Consider the following 16,910-nt stretch of genomic DNA (forward strand, 5'->3'; position numbering starts at 1 on the left):
ATGACCATCAGGGAACTGCAGATGATCGCCGACCGGTGGATGATGGAAAGCCGCCGCCTCGTCAACTGGGGCTCGTACCAGGGCTACCACGAATTCAGGCCGTCCACCGACCCGAAGCTCCCCGTGACCTTGCTCGCCGGAGCCAGCGAATCCGGCAAATCCACGCTCGTGGACGCGCAGATCTCACTGCTGTACCCGACCGGCACGCCGTTCAACAAGGCGTCGAACTCGGGACGCTCCGAACGCAGCGACTACACGTATCTGCGAGGCATGATCGGCGTCGGCAGCACCGCGGGCGGCGACGAGCCCGTCTACCTGCGCGGCCGCGACGATGACGGGGCGCCGCAGGCCGTATGGGGCGCCATCGTCGACACATACGTGAACGCCACCAGCGGACAGACGCTGTCATGCGCCAAATTCCTCTACCTGATGGCCGGCGACGGGCGTGGCGACGTGCGGCGGCAGTACGCGACATGGGGCAAGCCGATCGACCCGCGTCTCATGGACATCTACCGCGACCATCCGTTCACCCCCACGCAGCTGAAGGACGCATACCCCGGATGCGAGACCTTCACCAGCGCCGACGCATTCCACGAACACATCTGGGACATGATGGGGCTGAGCGAGGAGGCCTGCCGGCTGCTGCACAAGATCCAGTCCGCCGACGCGCCGTCGCGGCTCGACGACATCTTCAAACAGGGCGTGCTCGGCGTGCCCGAAGCCCTGAAACTGGCGCGCGACACCGTCGACGACTACGGGCGCTACGAGGCGAACTTCACCGAAATGGAACGCAAGGCGAAACGCGTGACGGCGCTCGCCGGCATCCGGGACGCGTGCGACGCCTACGACGCCGCACGCCGGGGCGTCCGGACCTTCGACCCGGTCGACCCAGCCGGGGAAGTCGGCTCGACGGCGATACGACGCTGGGCGACGGCGCGCATGTCCGGCGAGGTCGCCGCACGGCTGCCCATCGACGAACACGAGCACCGCGAGCATCAGACGGCCGCCGAGGCCGCATACCGCGACGGCGAGAAGATCCGCGCGGGCATCGACGCCATCCGCGACCGCATCAGAGGACTGGACGGCGGCAACCTCGCACGGATGGAGATGGAACTCGAACAGGCCCGACGCGCGCTCACCGATGTGAAGACGAACCGCGAGCGCATCGAAGCCGGGTTCGGGTCGGTCGGCGAGACGATGCCCGGGGACGAGCACGCCTGGACGGAACGACGCATCGCCGCCGTGGACTTCACCCGCCTGTACGACCGGCGGGCGCAGGAACTGGACGAGACGCGCGACCGCGCGGTCGCAGCCCGCGCCGCGGCGAACGACGAACTGCGCCGTCTCGAACGCGACTATGAGCGCCAGAAGACGCAGCGCACCCGCATCACCCAGCAGATGGACGAGACCCGTGCCATGCTCTGCCGGGCCACCGGGCTGCGCGCCGACGAACTGCCGTACGTCGCCGAACTCATGGATGTGCGTGAGAGCGAGGAGCGGTGGAGACTCGCCATGAACGTCGCCTACGGTGCCATCGCGCAGACCATCCTCGTCGACAAGCGCCACGAACGGGGGTTCGCCGCCAAGGTCAGCGCCATCGACCCGCATGCGATGGCACGGCGCACCTGGCAGTTCGTCGACACCTCGGAGCGCTTCGGGGCGGATGACGGGAAGACCACGGCCGCGGACGGCGGCCCGTGGATGTCCTCCAAGCTGCGGTACCGCGATGATTCACCGTTCGCCGACTGGCTGCGCGCGCAGACCGCATCCGAACGGTTCGACGCCGTATGCGTCGACGCCATCGACGACGCCGATCGTGAACGCCGTCAGGTGCAGGCCGACGGTCAGATCAAAAGCGGCAAACGCGGCCAGCACGGCGTCAAGGACCGTCGCGAGGTCATCGGCTACGTCACCGAAGCCTATCTGGATGCTCTGGAGCATGGCATCGCCGAGGCTCGCGAACGTTCGGAGAAGGCGGAACACGACTACACGGAGGCGAAACGCCGTGCGGAGGACCTGCGCAGCGGGCTCGAACTCGCCAAACAGCTCGCCTACGCCTCATGGGAGAGCGTCGATACGGATTCGGCCGCGGCCAAGGTGGACGGTCTCGAGACGTCGATTGCCGCGATCAGGAACAACCCCGAACTCGCCGACCTCGTCCGTCGCGAGGAATCGATGAAGGAGGAGCTCGACCGCAACGAGCAGCGCCGGTTCGCCGAGAAACGCGACGCCGACGCCGCGGCATCCGCCTGCGAAGCCGCCCGGCGGTGGCTGGACGCCAACCGGGACGATGCCGGGCGGGGAGACGCCATGCCGTTGGACAAGAGCGTGGAATCGGCGCTCGAACATTCCTACGAAGACGGGTTCTCGGGAATCGCGGACGCCGCGCTGCGCGCCCACATGATCATCGGAGCGGGTGCCGACGCGGCGGCCGCGGGAACGTCGTTCCCCGAACGCGTCGTCGCGAGGATGCGCGACGACATGGCCGCCCGCATCGACGCGCTCGCCGCACAGGCCTCGGCGGCGAAGACGGTCGTCGAAGCCCGGATGGAATCGTACAAGGGCATGTACGCCGCGGACGACGACGCGCTGTCGGCCACCGTGGAGGACCGCCGGTACTATCTCGACGAGTTGGAGGGATTGTCGCGGTTGACCGCCGGCGAGGCGACCGGTGCTGAATACCGGCGTTGCCTGGAACAGCTGCTGATGAGCCTGCTGACCATCAAACGCGCCGTCGACACCGACGAGGCCGGCATCCGCGACCAGCTCGACCGCATCAACGCCATGCTCGACGGGCAGCGGTTCGGTCCCAGGCACGGCAGCCTGTCGCTGCATGCGGACGTGCGCAAGCCGGACCGTGGCTTCTTCTCGCAGCTGACCCGGACCATCGGGGCGCTCAACGACTGGAAGTCGTCGGGAGACGACGATCCGACGGCCATGCGCAAGGTGTTCGCCGCATGCGGCGGCATCATCGGCCTGCTGCGCGCCCAACTCGCGCAGGTGAAGGACGCGAACGGCGTGAAGAGCTACGGCGCGCGCGACCTCGACCCGCGATGCCGTTCGTCCTTCTATGCGATTGTGCACCACGAGGACGGGCTCGACGAGCGCATCACCTCCACCGGCGGGCGGTCCGGCGGCGCCCTGCAGGAGCTCACCTCGTTCGTCTACGGGGCCGCGCTCATCTATCTGCTCGGCGGCGGCATGGAGAACCGGCTCAGGCCCAGCTACACGACGCTGTTCCTCGACGAGGCGCTCATCAAGGCGGACGGCCGCTACACGCAGCGCGCCCTCACCGTGCTGCCGCGTCTCGGCTTCCAGGTGATCGTCTCCGCACCGGAAAGCAAGACCGGCGAGATCCTCGAGGTCTCCACCAAGGCCTACGTCACATACAAGAACCCCGACACCGGCCTCACCTCCCTGCGCGAGGCGTCGCTCGAAGGCCTCGGAATGAGGGATGCGGATTATGCCCCCAACGGGGAAGAGTCTCCGACACATGAAGGAGAGCCGCAAGCATGAGCCGTATGAAGAGCGTGGAGGACCTCGTCGCCGAGACACGTCGCGCGATGCGGACCCGCATGTACCGACTCGATACGGTGTGGCCGTTGACGGTGAAGGTGGGGTTGCCCGGCAAAAGCGAGCTGGAATCCAATATCGTCGAGGTGCATGACAACAACAACGCGATTAAACAATGGGCGGATGACCATGGATGCGGCTTGGAATATGTGACGCGACGGATGGGAACGCCGGTGCGGCTCGTGTCCAAGGTGCTGATCGAGGATGAAGCCACCGCGTTGCGGGTCATCGGCCGGCGGGACGCCGCCGAATACCGCAGGATGCGGGAACGGGCCGGCCGGTTGTGTGACCGTCTGGGTGTGGAACCGGCGTTGGCGATGAAGGCGGTCCGTAAGACCCATGCCCAATCGGATGTCGATTTCGAGCTGCTGATACGGTCCTCCGAGTTCTTCCTGCGTTATGACGCCACCGGTAGGAGGCCAAGGGCGGTGCCGCTCGCCGGATTCAGCGCGAAATGGCTGGACCAGTCGCATAAGGTACGTCGGCGGACCATCGAACTGTTATGCGGTTTGGATGATCTCGGGCTTGATGAACGTCCTCGCGAATGTCGTTTCAGGTACTTGGATCCGGCGTTGCATCGGTCTCCGGATATGGTCGCCGTCCGGCCTTGGAACGAGGGGCCGTCATGCGGCATCCGATACGTCGTCATCTGCGAGAACAAGGACACCTATCAGACCATGCCGTCCATTGACGGGGGACTATGCGTATTCGGACAAGGATTTGCGGCATCGGATTCGTTGCCGCTGCTGCCGTGGCTGTTCGACGATGCGGGGCATGGCATCCACGTGGCGTACTGGGGAGATTTGGACGCTTCCGGCTTTGAAATCCTATCCAAGGTCAGACAGATCGGCATCTCCTGCGAATCGTTATGCATGGACAGGGAGACGTACGAGGCTCATAAGGAATTCGGAGCCAAGCTCTCGGAAGACGGCAAAACGCTTCGTACGCGGATTCCGCAGGATCTTCCCGGATTGACCGATGAGGAACGAAACCTGTATGAGGCCCTATGCACGGGAGAGGGCGTCGATTGCCTTCGTATCGAACAGGAGCGCATCACGATGGATTATGCCATGTCTCGCTTGGCGAACATGGGGTTTCCCGTGAGATGCGAAGGGATCGATGACGCATGGCCGGCTAGGACGGCGCCGAAGACCGAAGAAGGGGCGCGGGATACGCGCATGGGCATATGATGAAGAAGTGCGCTGACGGAACGTGAGACTTGAACGGGAGGTGTGGGGATGACACGGATGATGAGCGTTTCCGAACATGTGAAAACAGCTGACGATGCACCGTCGATGGCCGCGGAGCATCGCGCGGAACAAGCCGATCTCACTCCGGGGCGAATCGCCTCCGTCGCCCGGCCGATTGCGTTGAGGAACCGGGTCTCCGAGCTGTATCTGTTCGGCTCGATGGCTCGTGGCGAGGGAAAAGCCGATTCGGACATCGATTTCATCTACCAGTTCGCACCGGATGCCAATCCGCAGATAGATCTCATCGCGTTGCGTGACGAGCTGGAGCATGCATTCGGCAGGAGCGTCGATTTGGTCCGTAAGACCTATGTGACCGATTCTCAGCATGACAGGCTCAGAGAGCTTCAGCGCGTATTGTTCGCCAACAGCATCACTTCGAAACCCATGTTCAGAATCGTGTAGGCCTGTTCGTGATGAATGACGATAGGGAAGGCCATGGTATGGGAATTGTCGGCGAACGCGACATGATGCACATCGTCGCCATCATGCGCGCCATGAAGGATGCCCAACGGTTTCTCGGTGATATGAGTCTTGAAGAATTCCATGACGATGACAAAACCCAGAACGCGGTCGCGATGGCGGTGGCCCGGGTGGGAGAACATGTCAAGGGTCTGTCGAGAGGATTCCGAGAAAGCGAACCGGAGACCGAATGGAAGGCCATCGCAGGTACCCGGGATTGGATCGTCCATGACTATGATGAACTTGATTTCGGCCGCCTGTATCATGCGGTCAAACGGGAGCTTCCCGCGGTAATCGACGTATTGCAGCCGTATATCGACAGCCAGAAGGGCATAGTCGTGCGCGATGCCGCGCCGTTCGATGTGCCGATGATTTGATTCGCTTCCATTCGGAAGAAGACACGCCGTCGAACAGGTGTTCGATATGCGTCGGGGTTTCGGGTATTCTGGGTGCGGAAAATCCGCGGCCGGACGCGTGCCGCGGCGACTGACGGAAGGCGGGGATCGTGGCGACGAAACGGAAGACGACGGGCGGCAGGAACGGCGAGGTCGTCGTCGAGAAGGTGATGACCAGCGATTCGTTCCTCACGCGCGAGATCCGCAAGGCGCCGCTCGTCGAGCACGACGGTTCGCTCGTGGCGGACATCTCGCACATCCCCAACGACCTCAAGATCACCATCCAGGGCGCGCGCGAGCACAACCTCAAGAACGTGGACCTCGCGATCCCGCGCAATCGCATGGTCGTGTTCACCGGCCTGTCCGGTTCGGGCAAATCCTCGCTCGCGTTCGACACCCTGTTCGCCGAGGGCCAGCGCCGCTACGTCGAATCATTGTCCGCGTACGCGCGCCAGTTCCTCGGCCAGATGGACAAGCCGGACGTCGACTTCATCGAAGGCCTGAGCCCCGCCGTGTCCATCGACCAGAAGACCACGAACCGCAACCCGCGCTCCACCGTCGGCACCATCACCGAGATCTACGACTACCTGCGCCTCCTGTTCGCGCGCACCGGCGTGCCGCACTGCCCCGAATGTGGCGAACCCGTCGCCTCGCAGACCCCGCAGCAGATCGTCGACGCGCTCATGGACTATCCGGAGCGCACGCGGTTCCAGATCCTCGCGCCCGTCGTCAAAGGCCGCAAGGGCGAATTCGTCGACATGCTCGAACTGCTGCGGTCCGACGGCTACGCCCGCGCGCTCATCGACGGCCAGATGCGGCAACTGTCCGACGACATCACGCTCACCAAGCAGAAGAAACACACCATCGAAGTCGTCGTCGACCGTCTCGTCGTCAAGGACGGCATGCGCCAGCGTCTCACCGACTCGGTCGAGACCGCGCTGAAGCTCGCCAACGGCTCCATCGTCATCGACTTCGTCGACGAGGAGGAGGGGAGCCCGGCCCGCCGCCGGCCGTTCTCCGAACACCGCAGCTGCCCGAACGGGCACGTGCTCGAACTCGACGAGATCGAGCCGCGCACCTTCTCCTTCAACGCGCCCTACGGCGCATGCCCCGCCTGCACCGGCCTCGGCTTCAAGCTCGAGATCGACCCGGATCTCGTCATCGCCGACCCGGACAAGTCGCTCGCCGAGGGCGTCATCGAACCGTGGAGCAACACGAAGATGACCTCCCAGTACTACGGCCACCTGCTCGAAGGCCTCGCCCGCGAGATGGGCTTCTCGATGCGCACCCCGTGGAAGGACCTTCCCTCCGACGTGCGCCACGACATCCTCTACGGCCACGAGTTCAAGGTCGACGTCTCCTACCGCAACCGTTGGGGTCGTCTCAGGGAATACTCCACCGGTTTCGAAGGCGTGGTGCGTTCGCTCATGCGCAAGCACGAGGAGACCGACTCGCAGTCCATGAGGGAGTACTACGAGTCGTACATGCGCGAAGTGCCCTGCCAGGTGTGCCACGGCAGACGCCTCAAGCCCGAGGTGCTGGCCGTCACCGTCGGAGGCCTGTCCATCTTCGACGTGTGCGACATGCCCGTCGTGCGCGGGCTCGCCTGGGTCAACGACCTGAAGCTCGAAGGCGCGGACGCGAAGATCGCCGGCGAGGTGCTCAAGGAGATCCGCGCCCGCCTCGGCTTCCTCAACGACGTCGGCCTCGACTACCTCACCCTGTCGCGCGCCGCCGCCACCCTGTCCGGCGGCGAGGCGCAGCGCATCCGTCTCGCCACGCAGATCGGCTCCGGCCTCGTCGGCGTCATGTACGTGCTCGACGAGCCCTCCATCGGCCTGCACCAGCGCGACAACGCTCGCCTCATCGAGACGCTCCACCATCTTCGTGACCTCGGCAACACGCTCATCGTCGTCGAACACGACGAGGACACGATCCGCGAGGCCGACTGGCTGGTCGACATCGGCCCCGGCGCCGGCGAACACGGCGGCGAGGTCGTCTACTCCGGTCCGGCGAAACATCTCGTCGAGGCGAAGCGCTCCATCACTGGCGACTACATCGCCCACCGCCGCGAGATCGCCGTGCCCGAGCACCGCCGCAAGGTGAAGAGGACCGCGCAGCTCAAGGTCGTCGGCGCGCGCGAGAACAACCTCAAGAACATCGACGTGAGCTTCCCGCTCGGCGTGTTCACCGTCGTCACCGGTGTCTCCGGATCCGGCAAATCCTCGCTCGTCAACACGATCCTCTACCCGGTCCTCGCCGACAAGCTCAACGGCGCGCGCATCGTGCCCGGCAAGCACCGCCGCGTCGAAGGGCTCGACCAGGTCAGGAAGGTCATCCACGTCGACCAGAACCCGATCGGGCGCACGCCGCGCTCCAACCCCGCCACGTACACGGGCGTGTGGGACAAGATCCGCGCCCTGTTCGCCAAGACGCCCGAGGCGCAGGTGCGCGGCTACGGCCCCGGCCGCTTCTCCTTCAACGTGAAGGGCGGCCGCTGCGAGGCGTGCCACGGTGACGGCACGCTCAAGATCGAGATGAACTTCCTGCCCGACGTGTACGTGGAATGCGAGACCTGCCACGGCAAACGCTACAACCGCGAGACCCTCGAGGTGAAGTACAACGGCAAGACCGTCTCCGACATCCTCGACATGCCCATCGAGGAGGCCGCCGACTTCTTCAAGGCGTACACCGGCATCTCCCGGTACCTGAAGACCCTCGTGGACGTCGGCCTCGGCTACATCCGCCTCGGCCAGCCCGCGCCGACGCTCTCCGGCGGCGAATCCCAGCGCGTCAAGCTCGCCACCGAACTGCAGCGCAGATCCGATGGCAAGACCGTGTACATCCTCGACGAGCCGACCACCGGCCTGCACTTCGAGGACGTGAACAAGCTGCTCAAGGTGCTGCAGGGTCTCGTCGACAAGGGCAACACGGTCATCGTCATCGAACACAACCTCGACGTGGTCAAGTCGGCCGACTGGATCATCGACCTCGGTCCCGAAGGCGGCGACGGCGGCGGCACCGTCGTCACGCAGGGCACGCCCGAACAGGTGGCGCAATGCGAGTCGTCGTGGACCGGCCGCTTCCTCAAGGGCATGCTCTGAGAGGCGACGCCGTGACCAACGACATCGAACGACATTCGCCCGAGGTGTGGCTGCGGACGGCCGACGCGCTGCGCGGCGAGACGACGGACGGCGCGCACGCCGACGCCGGCGCGACGGCGAGGACGAACCGCAATGGGGCGCCGCTGCTCGGCGACTCGCGCGACCTGTTCCGCCCGAAATCCTCGGACATCCCCGCCGAACCCGGCGTGTACAAATGGCGCGACGGCGAAGGCCGCGTCATCTACGTCGGCAAGGCGAAGAACCTGCGCAACAGGCTCGCCAACTACTTCCAGCCGCTGTACCTGCTGCACCCGCGCACGCAGACCATGGTGCTCACCGCGCGCAGCCTCGAATGGACCGTCGTCGGCACCGAACTCGAATCGCTCACCCTCGAATACACGTGGATCAAGGAGTTCGACCCCCGGTTCAACGTGCAGTTCCGCGACGACAAGACCTACCCGTATCTGGCGGTCTCCGTCGGCGAGACCGTGCCGCGCGTGTGGGTGACGCGCAGCCGCAAACGCCGCGACACCCGCTACTTCGGCCCCTACGCGAAGGTATGGGATCTGCGCCACGGACTCGACCGGCTCCTGCGCACCTTCCCCGTGCGCACCTGCGCCGACGGCGTCTACCGCAAGGCCGAGCTCACGGGCCGCCCCTGCCTGCTCGCCTCCATCGGCAAATGCTCCGCGCCATGCGTCGGCCGCGTCGACGCGAAGGAGCACCGCCGCATGTGCGAGCGTCTCGTCGGCGTGATGACCGGCAGACTCGGCAAATCGTACATCGCGCAGCTCACCCGCGACATGAAGGCCGCCAGCGCCGAACTCGAATTCGAGAAGGCGGCGCGACTGCGCGACGAGATCGCCATGCTCTCCACCGTCGTCCAACAGAACGCGGTCGTGCTCGACGACCAGGTCGACGCCGACGTGTTCGGCTTCGCCACCGACGAGATCGAAGCGTCCGTGCACGCGTTCCACGTGCGCGCCGGCACGATCCGTGGCGAACGCAATTGGAGCGTCGAGCGCGTCGACGACGCCGACGACGCCGACCTCATGGCCGACCTGCTCGTGCGCGTCTACGCGGACGCGCGGACCGACGCCGCGGCCGACGCGCGTTCCGGCGCGCCGGCCGTCGGCATCGGCGCGGACGGCACCACGATGGCGAAGGTCGAGGAGCGGCGCGACGCCATCGGCTCCACGCAGCGCGTGACCGCGACCGACGCGGCGTCCCGCGCGCGGGCGACGCGCGAACGCAACGCGCGCCGGGAGGTCACCGGACGCGCCGACCTGCTCGCGCCCGTCGCACCGGTGCCACGCGAGGTCATCACGCCCATCGAGCTCGAACCGTCGCGACGCGAGGAACTTGAAACGTGGCTGACCGGACTGCGCGGCGGCGCGGTCACGATCCGCGTCGCCGGCAGGGGCGACAAGAGGCAGCTCATGGACAGGGCGAACGACAACGCCGCGCAGGCGCTGGTCCGGGCCAAGATGAGCCGCATCGCCGACATCGGCGCGCGCACCCGCGCCATGAACGAGGTCGCCGACGCGCTGGGCCTCGACGAGGCGCCGCTGCGCATCGAATGTTACGACATCTCCAACACGGTCGGCGGCGCCTTCCAGGTCGCCTCCATGGTCGTGTTCGAGGACGCCGTCGCCAAGAAAAGCGAATACCGGCGCTTCGCCATCCGTGGCAAGGACGGCCAGGGCGCGCTCGACGATCTGAGCGCCCTCTACGAGACGCTGACGCGCCGCTTTCGCCACGGCAACATCGCCGGCGACTCGGGCGAAAGCATCGAAGCGGAACGGCGCGCGGCCGCCGCCGCGGGCGTGCGGCACGATGCCGGCGACGGCGGGGAGACGGCCGACGGCGCGGCGACGGGGACGACGGTCCAGCAGAACACCGACCGGCATCGGTTCGCCTACAAACCGAACCTCGTCGTCGTCGACGGCGGCAGGCCGCAGGCCATGGCCGCCGCGAAGGCGCTCGCCGACTGCGGCGTCGACGACGTGGCCGTCTGCGGTCTCGCCAAACGGCTCGAAGAGGTGTGGGTGCCGGACGACGACTATCCGATCATCCTCAAACGCCAGTCGGAGGGCCTGTACCTGCTGCAGCGCGTGCGCGACGAATCGCACCGCTTCGCCATCACCTACCATCGCCAGGCGAGGCGCAAGGGGGCGTTGCGCAGCGCCCTCGACGGCATCCCCGGCGTGGGGCCCGCCTACCAGAAACGTCTGCTCGCGCGGTTCGGCTCGGTCAAGGCGATGCGCGGCGTCGGCGTCGAGGAACTGGAGACGGTCAAGGGGATAGGCCACGCCAAGGCGCAGGCCATCTACGACGCGTTGCACGCCGGTGACGCCGGCGACGCCCGCACCGGGAACGGGGCTCCGGCGGGCGCCGGACGAACCGAGTAGGATGGTCGGGAGAACCGGGAAGGCAAGGAGGGAAGCATGACGATCGCCAATCGGTGCGCGGTGCTCGGCAAACCCATCGCACATTCGCTGTCGCCGGTGCTGCACAACGCGGCGTACCGTGCGCTCGGACTCGACGACTGGGCGTACGACAGGCACGAGGTGGGGGAGGAGGATCTCGACGCCTTCCTCAAGGGGCTCGACCCCACGTGGCGCGGGCTCAGCCTGACCATGCCGCTCAAGAAGACCATCCAGCCGTACGGCACGCCCAGCAACGTATGGGCCAGGGAGCTCGGCATCGCCAACACGGCGGTGTTCGATTGGGACGAGGCCGTTCACGACGACCCCGCATGGCCCCACGGGAAGCCGGCGATCAGACTCTACAACACCGACGTGGTCGGCATCCAGCTGGCCTTCGATCACGCCGACCGCGAACTCGGCGTGCACCGCGATGGACGGACGGGACGCCGCGCGCTCATCATCGGCAACGGCAACACCGCCACGTCGGCGGCCGCCGCATGCCTGATGCTGCCGGGCGTCGAACATATCACCGTCGCCGCGCGCCATCCCGGCCGCGACCTCGGACTGGATTCCGCCGCGAAACTGTTCCGCGGCGTCGAAGGCCGCCCTTACGACGAGATCGACCTCGCCGACGCGGACGGGGTGACGGCGGCCGCATGCGAATCCGACTACGTGATCAACACGATTCCCGGGCACGCCGCGGACGGTCTCGCCGGGACGCTCGACCATGCCGGGAACGCGTTCGGCGGCATGCTGCTCGACGTGGTCTACGATCCGCGGCCCACGAAGCTCATGCAGGCGTGGCGCGCACACGGCGGCCACGCGATCGGCGGCGAGGAGATGCTCCTCTACCAGGGGCTCATCCAGGTGCTGCTGATGACGGGCATCTGGGACGACGACCCGCCATCCGACGCGGACCGTCGTCTGCAGGATGTCACCACCGACGACGACCATCTGGAGATCGCCATGAGAACGGCATTGGAGGAGGCGCTGTGATCAGGAACCAGACGCTGATGAACACGTTGCGCGGCGCCGCCGCGACCCCGATCGACGCGGCCCAGGACCCGGCCGCATCCGACAGGCCGGCGCCCGCCGACGGCTTCGAGGTGCTGCTCATCACCGGCATGTCCGGCGCGGGGCGCTCGCATGCCGCCGACTGCGTGGAGGACATGGGCTGGTACGTGGTCGACAACATGCCTCCCAAGCTGCTCGTCCCCCTCGTCGACATGATGACCAACGCCGGCGACGGCAAGGGCGTGCACAAGCTCGCCGCCGTCATCGACGTGAGGTCGCGCGAATACTTCGACGACCTCAACGAGGTGCTCAGCCACCTCGACGACCTCGGCGTCAAGACCCGCATCCTGTTCCTCGACGCCAGCGACGACGTGCTCGTCACCCGCTACGAGAAGGTGCGCAGGCCGCATCCGCTCCAGCACGGCAACCGTCTCATCGACGGCATCGACGAGGAGCGCGCGCTGCTCGCGAACCTCAAGGAGCGTGCGGACATGGTCATCGACACCTCCGCGCTGAGCATCCACCAGCTGTCCACCAAACTGTACGAGGCGATGGTCGGCTCCGGTCCGAAGACCGTCGCCGTGCACATCTTCAGCTTCGGGTTCAAATACGGCACCCCCACCGACGCGGACTTCGTGGCCGACGTGCGGTTCCTGCCCAACCCGTTCTGGGTGCCGAGCCTGCGCGAGCTGACCGGATGGGACAAGCCGGTCGCCGACTACGTGCTGAACAGCGCGGGCGCGTCCGAGTTCCTCGACGCGTACGAGAAGGCGCTGCTCGTCGCCATCGACGGGTACGCGCGCGAGGACAAGCACTTCGTGACGATCGCCGTCGGATGCACCGGCGGCCAGCACCGGTCGGTCGCCATGAGCGAGGCGCTGGCGAAGCGTTTGCGCTCACATGGGCTTGATGTCACGGTTTCCGCCCGCGAACAGCGAAAGCGCAAGTAATCGCGCCCATGCGGCGCTGACCACATGTCGAGACGTCGGCCGCGAAAAAGTGAAAACGGCGCGACTGTTGTCCAAGATGACCGGTATCACAGAAGTTCGGCGGACGGCGGGGAAGAGTCCCCGTCCGGCAGACCCGGACCCCTGGAACCATTGAGAGGGACGAGACTTAGGAGGTTGGCTCTTGGCTCTTCTGGATGATGTGAAAAGCGAGCTCGCGGCGCTTGAGGACGAGAAGGCGGACGCCAGGAAGGCGCAGGTCACCGCCATGATCCGCTTCGCCGGCGGTTTCACGCACAACGCCCAGAAGCAGATCGTCATGCTCGCCACCTTCGATTCGCTGATCGCGGCCCAGTGGCTGCGCGACAACATCGAAGACCTGTACAGCCTCGACGCCAAGCTCATCAGCTCCACGAGGACGACCCCGAAGGGGACGCACCAGTACCATGTCGTCAAGGTGGAGCGCGGCGCGGTGAACCTCGCCGTCGCGACCGGCCTCATCGACCGCAACAAGGCCGTGCGTGGTCTGCCCGTCAAGATCGTGCAGGGCAAGATCGCCCAGGTGCGCGCCGCCTGGCGCGGCGCCTTCATGGCGAGGGGCATCCTGTCCGATCTGGGCAAGAACCCGTACATGGAGATCATCTGCCCGTCCAACGAGGCCGCGATGGCCCTGGCCGGACTCGCCCGGCGCCTCGGCATCACCGCCAAGCCGCGTCAGCTCAGCAAGTCGTATCGCGTGACGCTCACCGACCCGGACTCCATCGAGCGCATGCTCAACTCGATGGGCGCCATGCGCTCCGCCCGCGACTGGACGGGCAAGCGCTCGGACGGCGAGACCCGCTCCAAGGCGAACCGGCTCGCCAACTTCGACGACGCGAACATGCGCCGCTCCGCCAAGGCGGCCGCCGAGGCGTGCGACAAGGTGCGCAAGGCGTTCGAGCTGTTCGACGCCGCCGGCGTGGACGTGCCGGACAACCTGCGCGCGGCCGGCCAACTGCGCCTCGAGCACGGCGACGCCAGTCTGGAGGAGCTCGGCCGTCTCGCCGAGCCGCCGATCTCCAAGGACGCCATCGCCGGGCGCATCCGCCGTCTGCTCCAGCTCGCGGAGAAGACCGCCAAGTCCCGTTCCTGAACGTTTTCATAACGATTCGGCGATACGTTCCAAAAATTCCTGTGTCAGGCCCGCCCGGACGGCGGGCCTGTTGTATTATGCGAAGTGGCAAGAAACCGCCACTTTCCCGCGCAAGCGGTTAGGAAAGGATATTCATGAAGACACTCAAGGATCTCGGAGACCTCAAGGGCAAGCGCGTCCTGGTCCGCGCCGATTTCAACGTCCCGCTGGACGGCACCACGATCACCGACGACGGCCGCATCAAGGCCGCCCTGCCGACGATCAAGGCCCTGCGCGAGGAAGGCGCGAAGGTCATCCTGATGGCCCACCTCGGCCGTCCGAAGGGCAAGGTCGTCCCGGAGCTGTCCCTGGCCCCGGTCGCCGCCCGTCTCGGCGAGCTGCTCGGCATCGACGTGCCGCTGGCCGCCGACACCTACGGCGAGGACGCCCAGGCCAAGGTCGCCGCGATGAACGACGGCGACGTCGTCCTGCTGCAGAACGTCCGCTTCAACCCGGAGGAGACCAGCAAGGATCCGGCCGTGCGCGCCCCGTACGCGAAGAAGATCGCCGCCCTCGGCGACGTCTTCGTCTCCGATGGCTTCGGCGTCGTCCACCGCGCCCAGGGCTCCAACTACGACGTGGCCGCCGATCTGCCGGCCGCCGCCGGCCTGCTGGTCGAGAAGGAGGTCAAGGCGCTGTCCAAGGCCACCGAGAACCCGGAGCGCCCGTTCACCGTCGTGCTCGGCGGCTCCAAGGTCTCCGACAAGCTCGGCGTCATCGAGAACCTGCTCGACAAGGCCAACCGCCTCGTCATCGGCGGCGGCATGGTGTTCACCTTCCTCAAGGCCAAGGGCTACGAGGTCGGCACCTCCCTGCTCGAGGAGGACCAGCTCGACAAGGTCAAAGGCTACATCGAGACCGCCGAGAAGAACGGCGTCGAGCTCGTGCTGCCGACCGACATCGTCGTGAACGCCGGCTTCCCGGCCGGTGACACCCCGGTCGCCCCGGAGGTCGTCGCCGCCGACGCCATCCCGGCCGACAAGATGGGCCTCGACATCGGCCCGGAGTCCCAGAAGCTGTTCCACGACAAGATCGTCGACTCCAAGACCGTCGTGTGGAACGGCCCGATGGGCGTCTTCGAGATCCCCGAGTTCGCGGCCGGCACCAAGGCCGTCGCGCAGGGCCTGGTCGACGCGACCGCGGCCGGCGCGTTCACCATCGTCGGCGGCGGCGACTCCGCCTCCGCGGTGCGCAACCTCGGCTTCCCGGAGGACGGCTTCTCGCACATCTCCACCGGCGGCGGCGCCTCCCTCGAGTTCCTTGAGGGCAAGGAGCTGCCGGGCCTGAAGGTGCTCGCCTGACACTGACTTCCGCATCGGCTCCCCACGCCACGTCCCGTGGCGCGGGGAGCCATGCCGTCTCACACCGTATCCGCATCGTTTCGCATTCCGGGAAGGGGATCCATGGCGTCCGAACGCGTTCCGCTGGTCGCGGGCAATTGGAAAATGAACTTCGACCACCTCGAGGCCACGTATTTCGTGCAGAAGTTCGCATGGCAGCTGCGTGACGCCCACTTCGACTTCCGCAGGGTGGAGGTCGCCCTGTTCCCGTCGTTCACCTCGCTGCGCAGCGTGGAGGTGCTCGTCGAGGCCGACAAGCTCAAGATCCGCTACGGCGCGCAGTCCGTGTCCGTCACCGACCAGGGCGCGTTCACCGGAGACATCTCCGCCGACATGATCGCCCGGCTCGGATGCTCCTACGTGATCATCGGCCATTCGGAACGCCGCAAATACCATCCCGAGGACGATGCGAACATCGTCGACCAGGTGCGCGCCGTCCTCGCCGCCGGCATGCAGCCGATCCTGTGCGTGGGCGAAAGCTTCGAGGAGCGCCGCCAGGGCATCGAGCTCGACTTCGCCGTCGGACAGGTGCATGACGTGACGCGGGACCTCAACGAGGCGGAGGCCGCGAAGCTCATCATCGCCTACGAGCCCGTGTGGGCCATCGGCACCGGCATGGTCGCCACCCCCGAATCCGCGCAGTACGCGGCGCAGGCCATCCGCGACGATCTTCGCGCCACGTTCAACGACACGGTGGCGGACACCGTGCGCATCCTCTACGGCGGCTCCGTCTCGTCGAAGAACGCCGTGGAGCTCATCGGGGAACCCGACGTCGACGGCTTCCTCATCGGCGGTGCGGCGCTCGACGTGGACGAACTGACCCGCATCTGCCGGCTCACCGCCAAAGCCACCCGGTGAAACCGCCCGGCGCCCCACCTTTTTCAGTACATTGCGCTATGCTTGAGCGCAGATTGATACCAAACCGGAGGTAATCCACCCGTGACCGCTCTGAAGATCGCCCTCGAAATCGTTCTCGTCGTGCTCAGCTGCCTGCTGACCCTGCTCATCCTCATGCACAAGGGCAAGGGCGGCGGCCTGTCCGACATGTTCGGCGGCGGCCTCACCCAGAACGCGGGCACGTCCGGCGTCGCCGAGAAGAACCTGAACCGCTGGACCGTCATCATCGCCCTCATCTGGGTGGCCATCATCATCGCCCTCGGCCTGATGACCAAGTTCAACCTCATCTGAGCGTCTTCGGCACATTCGCTCATGTTCATGTGACCCATGA

12 protein-coding genes are annotated in these 16,910 nt (G+C 66.3%); all 12 read left to right on the forward strand.

All coding sequences use genetic code 11. From position 1 onward, the window contains the following. The 12 genes from BSTEL_RS00995 (at window position 1) to secG (ending at window position 16,870) form a co-directional block, all read left to right on the forward strand. Window positions 1–3,516, forward strand: a complete 3,516-nt coding sequence (locus tag BSTEL_RS00995; protein WP_051922728.1) for an ATP-binding protein — start codon at window positions 1–3, stop codon at window positions 3,514–3,516. After that, window positions 3,513–4,763, forward strand: coding sequence for a DUF3322 and DUF2220 domain-containing protein (locus BSTEL_RS01000; protein ID WP_051922729.1), 1,251 nt, complete (start codon window positions 3,513–3,515; stop codon window positions 4,761–4,763). The genes BSTEL_RS00995 and BSTEL_RS01000 overlap by 4 nt, the downstream gene beginning before the upstream one ends. 60 nt (window positions 4,764–4,823) lie before the next feature. Beyond that, window positions 4,824–5,225, forward strand: a complete 402-nt coding sequence (locus BSTEL_RS01005; protein WP_162178962.1) for a nucleotidyltransferase family protein — start codon at window positions 4,824–4,826, stop codon at window positions 5,223–5,225. Window positions 5,226–5,263: 38 nt separating this feature from the next. Next, window positions 5,264–5,659 (forward strand): HepT-like ribonuclease domain-containing protein, encoded by a 396-nt coding sequence (locus BSTEL_RS01010; RefSeq protein WP_051922731.1) that lies wholly within the window; start codon window positions 5,264–5,266, stop codon window positions 5,657–5,659. Between the two features lie 188 nt (window positions 5,660–5,847). Then, complete coding sequence (uvrA, locus tag BSTEL_RS01015) at window positions 5,848–8,781, forward strand: excinuclease ABC subunit UvrA (RefSeq protein ID WP_156963111.1); 2,934 nt, start codon at window positions 5,848–5,850, stop codon at window positions 8,779–8,781. Between the two features lie 11 nt (window positions 8,782–8,792). After that, on the forward strand, window positions 8,793–11,192 hold the full coding sequence (gene uvrC / locus BSTEL_RS01020) for an excinuclease ABC subunit UvrC (RefSeq protein WP_051922732.1): 2,400 nt from the start codon (window positions 8,793–8,795) through the stop codon (window positions 11,190–11,192). 42 nt (window positions 11,193–11,234) lie between these two features. Continuing rightward, window positions 11,235–12,206 (forward strand): shikimate dehydrogenase family protein, encoded by a 972-nt coding sequence (locus BSTEL_RS01025; RefSeq protein ID WP_084686025.1) that lies wholly within the window; start codon window positions 11,235–11,237, stop codon window positions 12,204–12,206. Window positions 12,207–12,223: 17 nt separating this feature from the next. After that, window positions 12,224–13,174 (forward strand): RNase adapter RapZ, encoded by a 951-nt coding sequence (gene rapZ / locus BSTEL_RS01030; RefSeq protein WP_034526226.1) that lies wholly within the window; start codon window positions 12,224–12,226, stop codon window positions 13,172–13,174. 181 nt (window positions 13,175–13,355) lie between these two features. Next, window positions 13,356–14,303, forward strand: coding sequence for a DNA-binding protein WhiA (gene whiA / locus BSTEL_RS01035; protein ID WP_034526061.1), 948 nt, complete (start codon window positions 13,356–13,358; stop codon window positions 14,301–14,303). 134 nt (window positions 14,304–14,437) lie between these two features. Further along, window positions 14,438–15,643, forward strand: coding sequence for a phosphoglycerate kinase (locus BSTEL_RS01040; RefSeq protein ID WP_034526065.1), 1,206 nt, complete (start codon window positions 14,438–14,440; stop codon window positions 15,641–15,643). A 102-nt stretch (window positions 15,644–15,745) separates the two neighbouring features. After that, entirely contained in the window at window positions 15,746–16,540 is a 795-nt protein-coding gene (gene tpiA / locus BSTEL_RS01045; protein WP_034526067.1) for a triose-phosphate isomerase, read from the forward strand. Between the two features lie 81 nt (window positions 16,541–16,621). Then, window positions 16,622–16,870, forward strand: coding sequence for a preprotein translocase subunit SecG (gene secG, locus BSTEL_RS01050; RefSeq protein ID WP_034526069.1), 249 nt, complete (start codon window positions 16,622–16,624; stop codon window positions 16,868–16,870). Window positions 16,871–16,910 lie beyond the last annotated feature (40 nt).

Source organism: Bifidobacterium stellenboschense (assembly GCF_000741785.1).
GTDB lineage: Bacteria > Actinomycetota > Actinomycetes > Actinomycetales > Bifidobacteriaceae > Bifidobacterium > Bifidobacterium stellenboschense.

Coding starts and splice junctions, on each gene's coding strand:
- BSTEL_RS01040 (WP_034526065.1), top strand. CDS start 14,438: ATGAAGACACTCAAGGATCTCGGAGACCTCAAGGGCAAGCGCGTCCTG.
- BSTEL_RS01010 (WP_051922731.1), top strand. CDS start 5,264: ATGGGAATTGTCGGCGAACGCGACATGATGCACATCGTCGCCATCATG.
- uvrA (WP_156963111.1), top strand. CDS start 5,848: ATGACCAGCGATTCGTTCCTCACGCGCGAGATCCGCAAGGCGCCGCTC.
- BSTEL_RS01005 (WP_162178962.1), top strand. CDS start 4,824: ATGAGCGTTTCCGAACATGTGAAAACAGCTGACGATGCACCGTCGATG.
- rapZ (WP_034526226.1), top strand. CDS start 12,224: ATGAACACGTTGCGCGGCGCCGCCGCGACCCCGATCGACGCGGCCCAG.
- BSTEL_RS01000 (WP_051922729.1), top strand. CDS start 3,513: ATGAGCCGTATGAAGAGCGTGGAGGACCTCGTCGCCGAGACACGTCGC.
- BSTEL_RS00995 (WP_051922728.1), top strand. CDS start 1: ATGACCATCAGGGAACTGCAGATGATCGCCGACCGGTGGATGATGGAA.
- tpiA (WP_034526067.1), top strand. CDS start 15,746: ATGGCGTCCGAACGCGTTCCGCTGGTCGCGGGCAATTGGAAAATGAAC.